We start from the raw sequence: 14951 nt of genomic DNA, 5'->3' as shown, positions 1-14951 counted from the left end.
GCTGACAGGGTGTCTGTCGCAGCCTGACCAACGGCTTTTAGCACTCTCTCCATCCGAGTGCTAATTTACTGGAGACCATGGGGCCTGACAACAGACCCCTCTGTACGGGTTTCCGAACTGGCAACCAGGGCGTAACTTGGAAAGATCTCGATCGCCCCGCCCAGTACGTCACCCGCCGCCCGGCACACCTTGCCAACCACCCTCAGCCCCACTGCATTGCCCCATGGCAACCCCATTGCACTCTTCCCTTGCGAACCCAGAGGCCGATCGACCCGATCTCGATCCCGATGCCTCAACCCCTTGCCCTGCCGAGGCCCAAACCAATTCCCCCACCGAGGAGGCCCGATCGCTCCTGCCCGTGGTGCGGACATTGGGAATCGATCGCATCGAACGCCACGTTTTCATTTGTGCCGACCAAACCAAACCCCTTTGCTGCCCCAAGGATGCCAGCCTAGAATCCTGGGACTATCTGAAGCGCCGATTGCGAGAACTGGGTCTTGACGGAACCGGCCCAGGCAACCCCTCAGGTTCAGAATTTTCCCCATCCTCCGTGGTTTTTCGGACAAAAGCGAACTGTTTGCGGGTTTGCACGGAAGGGCCAATCCTGCTGGTTTATCCCGAAGGCGTGTGGTACCGACGCGCCACTCCAGCCGCGATTGAGCAGATCATTCAGGAACATCTCATTGGTGGGCGTGTTGTGCAGTCCTTGGCTTTCTTTGAGCGATCTTTGCCCCAAATGGCTCCCTGAGCGGCGGAACTGGGCAGCCGTTGCACTCGGGAATCAGGACTGCCTAGCGAAATTACTGGTAGCACTCAACACCAGCATTGCCCTAAACTAGGAGGCAGGTTAAAAAAATACCCATCAATCCTGTCCGTAGCTGGTTAACTTGTCCAGCCGTGGTTGGTTTTTCGGATTTCCTGCCCGTGGCCCAACGACCACGACCCTAAGTTCATCCTAGTCGTATGATTGCGGCGCATTCCTGCGGCGGATTGCGACAAAGTTTTGGTGAAATGTTGGTGAAATGGCAGTGAAGTGGTTGTGAACAATTGCGGTGAATTTAATTTTCCCCTTAAATTCCCGACCCGTAGGCTATGCAGTTCCTTGGGCTATGCAGCTCCTTGAGCAGCTCATTCAACGGGACTGAAATTAACCTGAGTGATTAAAAAGGTAGGCGATCGCACTCGATCGTGCTAACTTCCGCTCTTCCTAAAGATCTTTTCGCTTCCTATGAGAAGAAGCAATCTTGGTATTCAAAAACGAATCTTACTCATCGATGACGATCCAAATCTGATTTTGCTCGTCAAAGATTATTTGGAATTTCACGGATATGTGGTGATTCCGGCGAGCAACGGTCGCGAGGCCCTGGAACAGCTTGAGCAAGATTTGCCAGATATGATCATTTGCGATGTGATGATGCCGGAAATGGATGGCTACAGCCTGGTGAAATCCGTGCGCCAAGACCCGCGAACGAACTGGATTCCGGTGCTGTTACTGTCGGCAAAGGGTCAAAGCCAGGATCGAATTAAGGGGCTGACCACGGGGGCCGATATCTACATGACCAAGCCCTTTGAACCGGAAGAATTGGTGGCCCAAGTCGAGTCTTCTTTGAAACAGGCTTCCCGGTTAATTCGTTATCAAGCCAAGGGAGATCGATCGCCCAAATTCAAAGTGCCAAAAGACGTGGAACTGACCCCCACGGAGTCGCGGGTGGTGCAGTTGGTGGCGCGGGGCATGGCGAATCGGGAAATTGCTGAATTGATGAGTGTCAGCCAACGCACGATCGAAAGTCACGTTAGCAATATGTTAGGCAAAACGGGACTCAGCAACCGCACAGAACTGGCACGCTGGGCGATCGAAACTCGAATGGCGTTATAACCAAAAACTTAAGGAAAACACTAAGCAAAAAAATAGATCAGCGATAGACAAAATGCTTAAGCAAAAAATAAGTGAACAGCTTAAGCCAACAACTCAAAAGCAAAACCTCAAACAATCAAAAGCAAAACCTCAAACAAAAACTCAAACGAAACCTTAATAAAAAAAGATGAGCGATCGCCTGAATTGGCTAAAATCGCTCATCGTAATTGATATTGATTGAGTGGTGAGTGATGGTCTAGCTACTAGCGCGACAGGCTTAATGCATTGGGTCAAAGTTGCGGAGCCAGTCGTGGTAACAAGGGGCTTAAGCCCCTTGCTGCTTAACGATCAGGTGACGGTAACAGCCATGTCATTTAACCCAGCGGATTAAGGCAGCCACGCTACTACAGCAATCTTGATTGATGGCTTTGGGCGGGCGATCAATCTGCAATGATCGAAAATCGCCAGCCCATTGGCCACCCGAAAAATCCTAGACCGCAGCCAGCTCGCGAGTGGCGGGGTTCTTGCTGTTGCGGATCCCTTCGATCGCGGTGGCATAATCCGGCGCATTGAACACTGCCGAACCGGCCACGATCGCGTTTGCACCCGCTTCGAGCACTTGCCAGGTGTTGTCCACCTTCAGGCCGCCATCCACCTCAATCCAAGGATCGAGACCGCGCTCATCGCACATTTGACGCAGCTTGCGAATCTTCGGCAACACACCGGGGATGAACTTCTGGCCGCCAAAACCGGGGTTGACGCTCATGATCAACACCAGGTCGCACAGTTCCAGCGTGTATTCAATCAATTCCAGCGGGGTCGAAGGATTCAACACCACACCAGCCTTTGCACCGGCTTCCTTGATTTGGGCGAGGGTGCGGTGCAGGTGGGGCGAAGCGTTGTGCTCTGCGTGAACCGTGATGTGGTCAGCGCCGGCCTTGGCGAACGCATCCACATATTTTTCCGGCTCGACGATCATCAGGTGGACATCGAGGGGCTTTTGGGTGTGAGGACGCACGGCTTCAACGATCAGCGGGCCGATCGTGATGTTCGGCACGAAGCGACCATCCATGACATCAACGTGGATCCAATCAGCACCGGCAGCATCTACGGCCCGAATTTCTTCACCCAGGCGGCTGAAATCGGCGGATAGAATGGAAGGGGCGACGACGATGGGCTTTTGGCTCATGGTGGGTGCGTCCTCTGGGGGCGGGCAAGGGTAGAAATTGTATTTGTTTTAACAGAATATGAACAATATTTGTTAAAACTTGCAGGTTTTTCAGGGTTTCTTGACGAGCGATCGCGCTACAACCCAAACAGTATCCCCGATCTATCCACGATCAAGACAGGATCAGGATCTGTTCGCCCAAGGTTCGTCCAAAATTTGCCCAAAATCTGTTCGTTGCCTTAATTGAGCCAGCAATTTGGTCAGCTTTCATCAGCTATCAGTGAGGAGTTATGGGTCGATCGCGCCATTTGTTTTCCCTCCAATTTGATCGCCTCGGCCAAGCCCTGATTCGGACTGGGCGCTTGGTGTTGTTAGGGGCGATCGGCTGCTCGATCGCCACGACCGCCAGCGCCACTTTGCCCGCCGTGCTGTTGCCGCTGTCCACAGGGCCCGATGGCATCGATTCCGATCGACTGCACCAAGCGCCCTACAACATCACCGGCCGCAAAATTGGCATTGGCCAAGTGGAAATTGGTCGGCCCGGTCGTTTTGGCTACGACAAAGCGGTGGGGAACGCGGATGACTTTCGAACTGCGGGCCTGTTGGTTTTGGAAGAGCGGCCAGGGCCCGATGAATATGTGGATGGCCATGCCCACAGTGTGGCGGGGGTGATGATTGGGCGATCGGGGAAATTGGCGCGGGGCGTGGCTCCTGGGGCCATGCTCTATTCCGCAGCCACGGGCCCATCCGAAGGCAATGGCCAAATTGGGGAATGTTTAGCTAGCCAGTCCGTGGCCCTGCAAAACCATGGCGATGTGCGAGCCATTAACTTCAGTTTTGGCGAACCCCTCAGCCAGGATCAGCGACTGAACGCCATGTTGGATGGCAATTCCCTGCTCACCCTTTGTGTGGATTGGTCGGCGCGGGCCCATGAAGTGCTGTATCTGATTGCGGGCAATCAGGGCGATGGGGGCATTTCAATTCCCACGGACACCTTCAACGGCATCAATGTGGCCTTTACCCGGCGGTTTCGGGGGCAGTTTTCCAAGTTGGATTTTGCCAACCTGGGGAACGTGGTCACGGGGGTTGGTCGGCATTTGGTGGGCTTCGAAAGCAATGCGGGGTTGCGGCGGTCGATCGGGCTGGTGGCTCCGGGGGCCGATGTGGGGCTGTATGAACTGAGCGGCCAGGTGATCTATGCCAGCGGCACGAGTTTTGCCACTCCCCATGTCACCGCCACCGTGGCCCTGCTTCAGGAATGGGCCGAGCGGCAAATTGCCGGAAAGCAAGCCCGTTGGAGCAAAGATGCCCGTCGCCACCAGGTGATGAAAGCGGTGCTGATGAATTCCGCAGACAAGGCCAAGGACGCGGGAGATGGCAACCGGTTGGGCATGACCCGGGATGTGTGGCGCGAAGACGAGAAAACCTGGCTCGATTCCGATGCCTCCAGCGATCCGACGATTCCGCTCGATGAACAAATCGGTGCGGGTCAACTAAATGCCTACCGGGCCTATCAACAGTTTGCACCGGGTCAATGGCAGCCGGGCGAGGCTGTGCCCTTGGTGGGCTGGGCGTTCCAATCCTTGGCCCTGAAGGATGACCAACCGGCCGTTCACGACTACCCGATCGCCCAACCGCTCCAGGGCGGCAGCTTTGCGGCCTTGACCCTCACTTGGAGCCGCCATGTGGAATTGCTCGATCGCAATAACAATGGCCGGTTCGATCGGGGGGAAGGTTTTGTGAACAAAGGTCTGAGTGATTTTGATCTGTACCTGATTCCGGAAGGGGAAACCGTGGCCACCACCACCAACCCCTGTCGATCGATCAGCTCCGTGGACAGCGTGGAGCATGTGTTTTGTGAAGTGCCCAAAACCGGCCGCTATCGGGTGCGCGTGGCCCTGAAGGAGGCGGCTGTGGGTCAAAGTGATGAGTATGCCCTCGCTTGGTGGACGAAGGGAGCCAACTAAATGCACCAGCCGCCCGAGGATGTGCCGCCCCTGATCGATCGCACCGAGTTGGGGGTGCGCGATCGGGATCTCGACCCGATCGGCTCCCGGCTGCGCCTGTATCTCTACTATGCGCCGATCGCCGGTTGGTTGCCGGCCTTGCTGGCCCTGCGGCGATCGGGTTTGGATGAGCGGGAATTTGTGGCGGCCAAGCGATCGGTGCAGTTGGCGATCGGCTGGGCGATCGGGCTAGCCGTGGGCAATACCGTCAGCGAACAGCTCGCTAACCCCAGCCTCAGTTTTTTATTGCTGCAAAGCGCCTGGACAAGCACCTATTGCCTGATTTGTGTGGGGCTGATGGTGTCCGTGTGGCGGCGGCGCTCCTGGGCGCTCGGGCCGGGCCGGGGGCGATCGGGCGATCGGCCGGATTCTGACTGAGATCGATTGGGTTGATGTGCAAAAAACGGTAGCCCAACTTCTGCCAACTTGACGATTTTTCGTACCTCTCAACCTGATGCAGCCACTTAAAGTTTAGGATGTTAATTAAGGTTCAAAAAAGCCGTATTGTGCGACCCTATAAATGGGATAGGTATTGTTTTGCGCTATCCTAATCTCAGCCACTTGCGAGAACAAAGGCTCACTCAAACAGCAACCTTTGTTCTCGCCAGTATTCTCTGAATCTTTAAACCGATCTCAATTGGTTGGAAATCCCATGGCTCAATTGGATAGCAATCAGATCGCAGCTTGTCAGAATCTCCAGGAATCCGTTGAAGCCATTGTGCATCTGGTTGAGCAAGAGTCCACACTCCAGAATCAAGATATTACGTCAGTTCATACATCTCTGCGTAAGGCGATCGCCCCGACCTTTGAAGTGGCCTTTGTGGGGGCTTTCAGCGCTGGCAAATCAATGCTGATTAACGCCTTGCTCGGTCGAGAATTGCTCTACAGTGCCGAAGGTCACGCCACCGGCATTGAATGTTATATCGCCTATGCACCGAGCGATCGCGAACGGGTTGTATTGACCTTTGCCAGTGCGGCTGAAATCCACGAAGAAGTGCAGGTTTTGTTAGAGCGTCTGGGGGTTTCTTCTACAATTGATTTGAACCGAGAAGAGACGGTTTCAACCATTCTCACTGCTTGTGAAAAGATGGTTGAAAAAGAAGGCGGTGAATCTAAGTCTGAACGGGCTAAACAGGCAAAAGCGCTCAAGTTACTGATTGAAGGCTGGTGGGCTAATCGCGATCGCATTCATCCCACCAGCAACACCACCTACTCAATGGAGCAGTTCAATTTCACTAACCTCAAAGATGCTGCGGCCTATGCTCGCCGGGGTAGCAACAGCGCTGTGCTCAAACGGGTGGAATATTACTGCTATCATCCTTTGTTGGAAGATGGTAACGTCCTGGTTGATTTGCCAGGGATTGATGCACCAGTTAAAAAGGATGCCGCCCTCACCTACAGCAAAATTAGCAATGAAGATACATCCGCTGTGGTTGCAGTGCTGAAGCCAGCCGCAGCGGGTGACATGACGAAAGAGGAAACCGAACTCCTGGAAGCGATGCGCAGCAATTCGGGAATTCGCGATCGGGTCTTTTTTGTTTTCAATCGCATTGATGAAACTTGGTACAACGTTCAACTGCGGCAACGCCTAGAGTCTCTGATTTCCAGTCAGTTTCGAGATGGACAGCGGCTCTATAAAACCAGTGGGCTGCTGGGGTTCTATGGCAGCCAACTCCGAGAAACCAGTGCGGGCGATCGCTTCGGCCTCGACAGCATTTTTGCCAGCAGCATCAAAAGTGCAGAAATTGCCGAAGAAACACCGCAGTTTGTCTATGAATTCAATCGCTATTGCTCCAGTTCTGGCAAATTACCGGCCAATCGTTTTCGGATCTCGGTTAATAACTATGAAAGCCAAAACGAAAACTATGTTCGGATTTTGGGTGAATATGGTTCACCCCTGGTGGATCAACTGATTCATGACAGTGGCATTGAAGTATTTCGAGAGGGCATCACGCGCTATTTAACGGAAGAAAAGCGGCCGCAACTTTTCTCGACTTTGGCCAATGATTTACAGCCCCTTTGCGTGGCCCTGCGTCGGTTGTATAGCGATCGCTACCGAGAACTCGATAGCCAGCCCACGGAACTCGAAGGCATTAAAAGCAATCGGCTCGATCGACTCAACACCGATCTGAAGCGCCTAGCCGAAAATTTTGCAGATCATTTAAAGCGTGAAGTTAACGAGATTGTCACCAATCAATGTGTCAGCTTTGAAGACGATTTCCGCAATTTGCAGGTGCGGATGCAAGGACGGATGGGAGAGCTGCTGAATGGATTTTCCGTCAAGCAAGCTTATCAGCGAGCTACGTTGGCTCATCCACGCAATTCCACCGCTCCTTTGTTAGCAATTTTGGTTGAGGCGTTCTATTACTTAGCCAATGAACTAGAAGAAGTGCTAACTGCGGAAATTGATCGGGTGATTCGTCGGCTCTTTTCATTGTTGATGGATCGAATCCGCCATCAGGATTATTATCGGGAGCTATGCCGATTGGTGGGGGATGATGCGGGGCTAGAAGATCGATTGAAGGCGATCGAACAATCCGTGCAATTAGCCCTTCGCAGCGAGGCGAGCACTGAGTGCGATCGCTATGTGCGCGAAAGTCCCGATTTCTATCAGGAAGGCTCGGTTTCGCTCTATCAGTTTCGGGAAGTGTTGCGCCAAACTTCTGTGGGCTATGACTTTTTGCCAATGGTGGAAGCAGAACCCGCCATTCGCCAATTGTTAGAACTCGACTTTGCCCCCAAGGTCAAGCGCACCGTGACAAGCACCTTTCGCCAAGCGGTGAGCCAAACTCTGAAGTCGCAACTGTTGCCTGTGGCGGTGGAATACGAAGAGGTGATTTTGCAGCAATACACGATCGCCCGTAACCATTTGGAAAAAACGATCGAGAAGGAAGCCCAAGAGCAACTGGAGCAACTGGCTGAACAAAAAGCTGCTTTGCAGGAGCAAATTGCGACTTATAACCAAGCGGTGGAGGCGATCGATTCCTGTTTGCAATCCATGGGGTGCGATCGCTACCAACTCCCGATCGTTGAGTTGGTAAACTAGCCCCAACCGTGTTTGGCAGCAAGGGGCTTGAGCATCTTGTCTAGTGACAGAAATCAAGATTTTTGAGGCATTTTTGAATGACTGAGCCAATTGTTTATCGTCTTGATGCCGAGGATGTCATTCGATCGGATGATGGCAACTTGCCCTTTGTGGAAATTTCGACTTGCTTGGCTACGGATATGACTGCCAACTTGGAAGAAACCTACGATGAGGACTTAGAAAAGGCTGCTTTTTCGGATGGTTTTCCCTGTAGGGTTTTGCGTCCTGGTCAAAAACAATGGCTGTCAGGGAAGGTGCGTTTCTTTCTGGAAATTGAGCTTGATCCAGATCAAGAAGAAGAGATTACTAACCCCGAAGGATCCAACTCGACGTTGGATGAGCTACGTAAGCTGGCTGGGGAATAGGGTAGAAGTAGAACTGTAATCTTCAAGAGGTTATTCATCATGGATTTTTCTAAAATGCAAGAACTTTTGTCCAACGAAGTGGTCACGATGGAGTATGGCTACTATATCAATAATCGTCCCACTAGCCAGATCTCAGAAATTCAAAAAATTATCAATGATCGCCTTGGTGGGGATCTTAGAATTTTGTTCTCAGAAGAAGGAATGAAATGCCAAGTTTTAAGACTAGGCGCACCAAAATGGAAATCTGGACGACTGCGGCTAACATTGCTTTTTGAGCCAGATGAACCAGACGAAGTAGAGTCCTTGACTGGCAACCCTGATCAGCCTCTAGATGAAATTCGTAGATTGGCTGATGGATAAAGTTGATCCGGAGTCTTATCCTTAGTCAGGACTTGTTAAAACTATGCCCCAGGAATTTACATCTCTCAAACCACATGAAGTGATCTCATGCGAAATGAGATATCAAATTGGCTTAAAAAACCCAACCTCTACAGTTCAAGAATTCCTACAGGTTATTGCCAATGCACTGCAACACTATTCCGGCTATAACATATCCACTATTGAGTGGAACTCCAACCGCCGTTTATGGTTTTCTACAGAAGGCATCAGGGGAGAAGCTCTGCGATATGGAAAAAAAGGGTGGCAGTCGGGGCGGTTGAGGTTGTCGATCGAGTTTTGTCCTGATGAACCGGAGCCAGAACCAGAACCAGAAACGCCAGAATTGCCCTTATTAGAAGCCAGCATTGAACCGGCTGATTCTCCGTTAGATGAAATTCGGCGATTGGCAGAGGAATAGCAATGGCCAAAACACCTCGCACTAAAATTGACTCGTAGCGTGACAGTTACGAATTTGATTAATCTGTAAGTTGAGTTGTGGTGCAAAATTCAGCGCCAAAAAGATTCGTAAGAATCTAATTCTCTTGGCACTATATTTGGAGGTAGTCAGAGTGGAGAATCATCAATTAATGAAGCTAGGTGAGGTGATCTCCATCTCTACTGCTCAACACATCAGTATAACCAATGAAACCTGCACAGTTAAAGAGTTCATGAGAGGACTCTCTAGTGTGGTTGAGAATTATGTAAGGGGTTATGGCAACTATCGTTGGACTGAAGGGCGGGGGCAGTGGTTCACTGAAGAAGGCGTTGAAGGACAAGTGTTGAGGTTTGGGCAAAATGAGTGGGAGTCAGGAACTTTGCGATTAAGGATCGAGTTTTGTCCCGATGAACCAGAGCCAGAACTAGAAACGCCAGAATTGCCCTTATTAGAAGCCAGCATTGAACCGGCTGACTCTCCGTTAGATGAAATTCGGCGATTGGCAGAGGAATAGCAAATGGCCAAAACTCCCCGCATCAAAATCGATCCAGCCGTTCGACAATTTGTACTCGATCGCGACAATCACCAATGCCAAAGTTGCGGCTGCCGCGATCGCCTAGAAATTGACCACATCAAATCTCTTGCCGCTGGTGGCTCCAACGACATTAGTAACTTGCAAACCCTTTGTCGCAGTTGCAATGCCCGCAAGCGCGATCGCTTTGATTCGCGGTTCGATCGCCGGTTTAATTGGTAATAATTGCCATACTCCAATCACGGCGATCGGGCCCAGAGGATTGATCACAGGTCATGCGGATTTTGCTTGTGGAGGATGACGATCGGATCTTGCAGCCCCTGGCCGAGGCCCTGCGCGATCGCCACTACACCGTAGACCTGGCCAGCGATGGGCGATCGGGGCTGGAGTTGGCCCAATCCCTGGACTATGACTTGCTGATTTTGGATTGGATGCTGCCCCAACTCAGCGGGGTGGAACTCTGTCGGCAACTGCGAGCCGCTGGGCAAACCGTGCCGATCGTGCTGCTGACCGGGCGAGACACCAGCCGCGACAAGGTGGATGGTCTCGATGCGGGGGCCGATGATTATGTGGTGAAGCCCTTTGACTTGTCGGAATTTTTGGCGCGGGTGCGGGCCCTGTTGCGGCGGGGAACCGTGGCCACCAATCCGGTGCTGAGTTGGGGGGCGTTGGCGCTGGATCCGCGATCGTGCGAAGTCACCTACCGCCACCAGCCGATCGCCCTGTCACCGAAGGAATATGCCCTGTTGGAATTGTTCTTGCGCCATCCGGGCCGCACGTTCGATCGCGCCAGCATTCTCGATAACCTGTGGAACTTTGACGAGCCACCCACCGAAGAAGCGATCACCGCCCACATCCGCCGCCTGCGCCAAAAACTAACCGAAGCAGGCGCACCCAAAACAGCAATCGAAACGCGCTATGGCATGGGCTACCGACTTCATCCACAACTGCCGGAACTGGACGCGGGTTCTTAAGCGATCGCGCCCTGGAACTGCCCTGGCGGCCACGGAAGCCACCCAGTTTCGGGCCCTGCGACGGCGGTTGTTGCTGTCGTTTTTGGCGGTGATGACGACGGTGGTGGGGCTGGGGTCGATCGTGGCGATCGAGTTTTTGATCTATAGCCTCTATCAGCAGGTCGATCGACAGCTTTTGGTGTTGGCTCAAGCGGCCGGCCACAGTTTGAAGGCGATCGAGGAAGCCCACGAAGAGCAATTTGACGACGACAGCGACGACAGCGACGAGGACGATCGGCAGCAAGCAAAAGAGCGAGCAAAGCAGGAAAGAAAAGCCAAAAAAGAGCAAGCAAAGCAAGTGCAAAAAGAGCGAGCAAGAGAGCAAGAATCAGATGATGAAGACGACGATCAAGATGAGTATGAGGATGAAGATCAGGACAAAAATCAAGCGAATCAAAATCAGGCAAGAACCCTTAATACCGATCGCCCCAATGCTGCCAACTTTTTAGACGATCGCTTTTTTGAAGAACGGGAAGAACTGCGGCCGCGCCTGGATAACGATGGGGATTTGGATATTCCCTGGCAAAGTTTGCAGCAACTGGATCAGGGGGTGGAGTGGTTTGATGCGCGGGGCAAATTGTTGGCTCGCCAAGGTCGGATATTTCCCACCTGGCCCCTGGCCCCGATCGCTCATCCCCAAGGGGCGATCGCCCAAGATCAACAACTCCGCACTCTGACCACGCCGTTCTATGACGGGGAAAAGCAGCCCCCCAAACTCCGGGGCTATGTGCGGGTGACGGAATCGATCGACCCGATCAACAGCGCCATCCAGCAATTGGGAACGGGCCTGGCGATCGGCTCGGGCCTGGCGATCGGGCTGAGTACGATCGGGGGTCTGTGGCTGACCAGGCAATCCTTGCGGCCGATCGAAGCCAGCTTTCGGAAACTGCGGCAATTCACCGCCGATGCCTCCCATGAGTTGCGCGGGCCGCTGACGGCCATTCGCACCTCGGTGGAAGTGATGCAATCCCATCCCGAACGGATTGACCCGGCGGATGTGGCCAAGCTGGCGGCGATTCACAACGCCACCGGCCAAATGACTCAACTGGTGGAAGACCTATTGCTGTTGGCGCGTCAGGACACCCCCGGAGCTGCTGCCCACCCACGCCAATCGATCGACCTGCCCGAATTGCTGGAGTCTTTGATCGAAACCTACGCCGATCGGGCCGCCGTGCAGCAACTGGAGCTGACCGGTGAGCTGGCCCCCGCCGTTGTGTTGGGCGAGCCGCTGTTGCTGTGGCGGCTGTTTGGCAACCTTTTGGATAACGCCCTCAAATACACGCCAGCGGGCGGCCGGGTGCGGGTGGTGATTCTCCCGATCGGGCGCGATCGGCAAGTGCGGGTCGAAATTCACGACACGGGCATCGGCATCGCCCCGGCGGATTTGCCCCAAGTGTTCGATCGGCTCTGGCGGGCCGATCGGGTGCGATCGCACCGGGAAGGCGGTTCGGGGCTGGGCCTGTCGATCGCCCAGGCGATCGCCCGATCGCACCAGGGCCAAATCACCGTCCGCAGCCAACTGAACCAAGGCAGTTGCTTCACCGTCACCTTGCCGGTTGTTGTATCGAGCAGCCAAACTCAATTGCCCTAGCCCTGATGAGTCATTTTCACGATTAGTTAGTGGACGGAAATCAGACTGGCTGGGTCATGGCTGGTTGTCACTTTTTTGTCATCTTCTCTCCCTAGGCTGAAACCGTGATGACTTTAAAGTAGCTCCCACCACACATCATGAGCACCAACCTGAATCAGTCCAACGCATCCTTCAGTAGCCCTTTTACGATCGGTCAAGTTATTACAGGAACCGTGGCTGGATTTGTAGATCAAGGGGATGACTTTCTGCTGAATACTCCTAATGGTCAATGGCGCATTGATCCTGAAGATGTGCGAGCCGATCGCCTTGGTTTGAATCCTGGCGAAACCGTTCAAGTTCAGGTGTGGGACTGGGAATCGGATAATCCCCAAGAAATTGACACCCGCGCGATCGCCCGAACCAACGGAACTCCTGTTTTAGGTCAACTTTCCGCCACCGCCACCACGATTTCTCAAACCGATCGGCTGCAGAGCTTCACCAGTCGGCCGGGTTTGCAATGGGATCAACTCACCGGTCAGTGGTTTAGCCCCCAAGGCTACCTCACTCAGTTTCCCGATGTAGCCCGCAGCAACATTCCCGCCCTCAAGCATTTCGTGAACAATGGAGCCGTTGAAGGGCGTGCTCAAAATCTGTTCAACGAGCAATTCTATCTAGACCAAAATCCCGATGTTCGTCTGGCACGACAAGCAGGAACCGTGCGATCGGGCTGGGAACATTTTGTCTTCAATGGAGCTGCTGAAGGACGGTTGCCAGCTCCCAATGCAACCCCAGATTTAGTAAAGAGTATGGCTAACACCTTTCAACGGCTTCAAGTGGGTTTTTAGGTCAACCAGATCCCTTGTTCAGTCATTCGAGCACCATGGACTCAATTGAACTATCTCAGGCTTGCCATAGATGGTTCTTGAGTTTGATTCTCAAATCTGTTGCCTGAACTTCACATCACTGGAGAAATTCCATGTTTAACCTTAAGCAGCCTTTGCTTTTCCTCGCCCTAGGTAGCGTTGCACCTTTGATCATCATGACAGGTTCTGCCTTGGCCGAATCTCGCTCAGAGCCTTTGATTCAAATCACGCTGATTGGGGGGCAATCTATACCGGATCAAGGACGGCAAAATCAAAGGATTGAGGCATGGAATCGCTCCAAGGATGATGATAATGACTGGGATGATGACCCCATCATTCGCATTTCGGGCCGGGTGATTCGCTTTGGCGAGCGGGACGAAAATGAGTGGATTGTGGAGGCCAATGGCCGGCGATATCGCGTGGATGCGGGGCCGCGTTGGTGGCGCGATTTACCTGTTTCCGTGGGCGATCAGCTCACCGTTGAAGGCGAGTTGGATGATGGTGAATTGGATGCATTTTGGGTGCAATTAGCCAACGGAGAAACGGTGCAATTGCGAGGGCGATCGGGGCCGCCGCCTTGGGCGGGTGGTCGCCGTCGATCGCGCTAATAACCTTCTTCAAGAGAGACCCACAATCCCAACTCTGTGGCTGTCATGAGTTTGTCGTTTTTGTTGGTTACGGTTTAGGTAATCGCTGAAAACGCGAGTTTTGCAATCCCGATCGCCCAGCCGCTACCTCTCTTGGAGAATGTTCATGTCCTTGCTTCCCTTGGCTCGCTCATCTTCTGCACCGGCAAGAGTCCTGACCCGGGGGCGTTTGACCCTGGCCTTGGTTGCCGCCCTCAGCATTGTGACCAGCGCCGGTTGCAGTTCCCAAACCGCTGCCAACCCTGCGGCCAGCCCCGCCGAGTCGGCCGCCGCTAGCCCCGTTGCCAGTCCCGTTGAACCGGCCGCCAGCCCTGCCCCTAGTCCGGCGGCCGGCGGTGACCTCAGCGCATTGACCGCCGTGGTAACCAAAACCCGGGCGGCGGTGGAAGCAGGAGACGCAGCCAAGGCCAAAACGGAATTTGAGCAATTTGAAACCGCTTGGAAGCCCGTTGAAGATGGGATTAAGGAAAAAAATCCCAAGGCCTATGAGGCGATCGAGGAAGCGATGGACGGTGTGAGCGGGCAACTGGGCGGCAATTTGGATAAAGCCAAAGCCCTGACGGCTCTGAGCAGTTTGGAAGGGGCGATCGGGCAGGCGAAATAGGGCAAAATCAGCCAATTTCCTTGATTTTGATTGCTGGTGTTGTTGCTTGCAGATCAGGCCTGAACCGATCGCGTGATTTGCCAGGTTCAGGCAACTTGTTTCTAGAGGCTCGATCGCCCATGTTCAAAAATTTCCAAACATTCCAGAAATACCAACGCAAATATCATCGATTTCTGGCTCCCATTTTGCTGTTGCCCCTGATCTTGACGGTGATTACGGGCATGTTGGCCACCTTGGTGGAAGAATGGCATCTGCCCGGAATTAAACGCAGCCTCTTGATGGATATTCATACGGGTGAAATTTTCCATCTGGAAGCGATTTATCCTCTCTTGGATGGGTTGGGTTTGTTGGCTTTAATCCTGACGGGTATCTCGATGTTGGGATGGTTTAAACCAAAGCGCAGCCCAAAGCCGCTGGAATAGGCTAAGG

Annotated in this window: 17 protein-coding genes; 16 read left to right on the top strand and 1 reads right to left on the bottom strand. The window is 53.2% G+C overall.

Going from position 1 to position 14951, the window contains the following annotated elements:
- The first annotated feature begins 223 nt into the window (after positions 1 to 223).
- Complete coding sequence (locus H6G53_RS09380) at positions 224 to 748, top strand: ferredoxin (RefSeq protein WP_242027882.1); 525 nt, start codon at positions 224 to 226, stop codon at positions 746 to 748.
- A 480-nt stretch (positions 749 to 1228) separates the two neighbouring features.
- On the top strand, positions 1229 to 1876 hold the full coding sequence (locus H6G53_RS09375) for a response regulator transcription factor (RefSeq protein ID WP_099533721.1): 648 nt from the start codon (positions 1229 to 1231) through the stop codon (positions 1874 to 1876).
- Positions 1877 to 2345: 469 nt separating this feature from the next.
- Here the strand turns inward: H6G53_RS09375 and rpe are convergent, their stop codons facing one another.
- Positions 2346 to 3044, bottom strand: a complete 699-nt coding sequence (rpe, locus tag H6G53_RS09370) for a ribulose-phosphate 3-epimerase (protein ID WP_099533719.1) — start codon at positions 3042 to 3044, stop codon at positions 2346 to 2348.
- A 269-nt stretch (positions 3045 to 3313) separates the two neighbouring features.
- On the opposite strand from rpe, the gene H6G53_RS09365 reads away from it, so the two are divergent.
- From H6G53_RS09365 to H6G53_RS09300, 14 genes are all read left to right on the top strand, one after another.
- Positions 3314 to 4990: a S8 family serine peptidase gene (locus tag H6G53_RS09365; protein ID WP_190532281.1), complete on the top strand. Its 1677-nt coding sequence runs from the start codon at positions 3314 to 3316 to the stop codon at positions 4988 to 4990.
- Positions 4991 to 5407 carry a hypothetical protein gene (locus H6G53_RS09360; protein WP_190532278.1) on the top strand — a complete coding sequence of 139 codons (417 nt, stop codon included), beginning with the start codon at positions 4991 to 4993 and terminating at the stop codon, positions 5405 to 5407. It abuts the gene before it with no gap.
- A 274-nt stretch (positions 5408 to 5681) separates the two neighbouring features.
- On the top strand, positions 5682 to 8075 hold the full coding sequence (locus H6G53_RS09355) for a dynamin-like GTPase family protein (protein WP_190532275.1): 2394 nt from the start codon (positions 5682 to 5684) through the stop codon (positions 8073 to 8075).
- A 77-nt stretch (positions 8076 to 8152) separates the two neighbouring features.
- Positions 8153 to 8479, top strand: a complete 327-nt coding sequence (locus H6G53_RS09350) for a KGK domain-containing protein (RefSeq protein WP_099533710.1) — start codon at positions 8153 to 8155, stop codon at positions 8477 to 8479.
- Between the two features lie 39 nt (positions 8480 to 8518).
- Positions 8519 to 8839 (top strand): KGK domain-containing protein, encoded by a 321-nt coding sequence (locus H6G53_RS09345; RefSeq protein ID WP_190532272.1) that lies wholly within the window; start codon positions 8519 to 8521, stop codon positions 8837 to 8839.
- A 43-nt stretch (positions 8840 to 8882) separates the two neighbouring features.
- Positions 8883 to 9275: a KGK domain-containing protein gene (locus tag H6G53_RS09340; protein WP_099533707.1), complete on the top strand. Its 393-nt coding sequence runs from the start codon at positions 8883 to 8885 to the stop codon at positions 9273 to 9275.
- A gap of 151 nt (positions 9276 to 9426) precedes the next feature.
- Entirely contained in the window at positions 9427 to 9807 is a 381-nt protein-coding gene (locus H6G53_RS09335; RefSeq protein ID WP_190532268.1) for a KGK domain-containing protein, read from the top strand.
- A 3-nt stretch (positions 9808 to 9810) separates the two neighbouring features.
- On the top strand, positions 9811 to 10047 hold the full coding sequence (locus H6G53_RS09330) for an HNH endonuclease (protein ID WP_190532265.1): 237 nt from the start codon (positions 9811 to 9813) through the stop codon (positions 10045 to 10047).
- Between the two features lie 53 nt (positions 10048 to 10100).
- Entirely contained in the window at positions 10101 to 10799 is a 699-nt protein-coding gene (locus tag H6G53_RS09325) for a response regulator transcription factor (protein ID WP_099533701.1), read from the top strand.
- Entirely contained in the window at positions 10744 to 12429 is a 1686-nt protein-coding gene (locus H6G53_RS09320; RefSeq protein ID WP_190532262.1) for a cell wall metabolism sensor histidine kinase WalK, read from the top strand. The genes H6G53_RS09325 and H6G53_RS09320 overlap by 56 nt, the downstream gene beginning before the upstream one ends.
- Before the next feature lie 137 nt (positions 12430 to 12566).
- Positions 12567 to 13253 (top strand): hypothetical protein, encoded by a 687-nt coding sequence (locus tag H6G53_RS09315; protein WP_190532259.1) that lies wholly within the window; start codon positions 12567 to 12569, stop codon positions 13251 to 13253.
- A 194-nt stretch (positions 13254 to 13447) separates the two neighbouring features.
- Positions 13448 to 13879: a hypothetical protein gene (locus H6G53_RS09310; protein ID WP_190532256.1), complete on the top strand. Its 432-nt coding sequence runs from the start codon at positions 13448 to 13450 to the stop codon at positions 13877 to 13879.
- Positions 13880 to 14024: 145 nt separating this feature from the next.
- Positions 14025 to 14522: a DUF4363 domain-containing protein gene (locus H6G53_RS09305; protein WP_190532253.1), complete on the top strand. Its 498-nt coding sequence runs from the start codon at positions 14025 to 14027 to the stop codon at positions 14520 to 14522.
- A 119-nt stretch (positions 14523 to 14641) separates the two neighbouring features.
- Positions 14642 to 14944: a peptidase gene (locus H6G53_RS09300; protein ID WP_099533749.1), complete on the top strand. Its 303-nt coding sequence runs from the start codon at positions 14642 to 14644 to the stop codon at positions 14942 to 14944.
- Positions 14945 to 14951: the final 7 nt, after the last annotated feature.

The sequence above is a fragment of the Limnothrix sp. FACHB-406 genome, from assembly GCF_014698235.1.
Taxonomy (GTDB): domain Bacteria; phylum Cyanobacteriota; class Cyanobacteriia; order CACIAM-69d; family CACIAM-69d; genus CACIAM-69d.
Note: the sequence above shows the minus strand (reverse complement) of the source record. Positions and strands in the feature narration are given on the sequence as shown.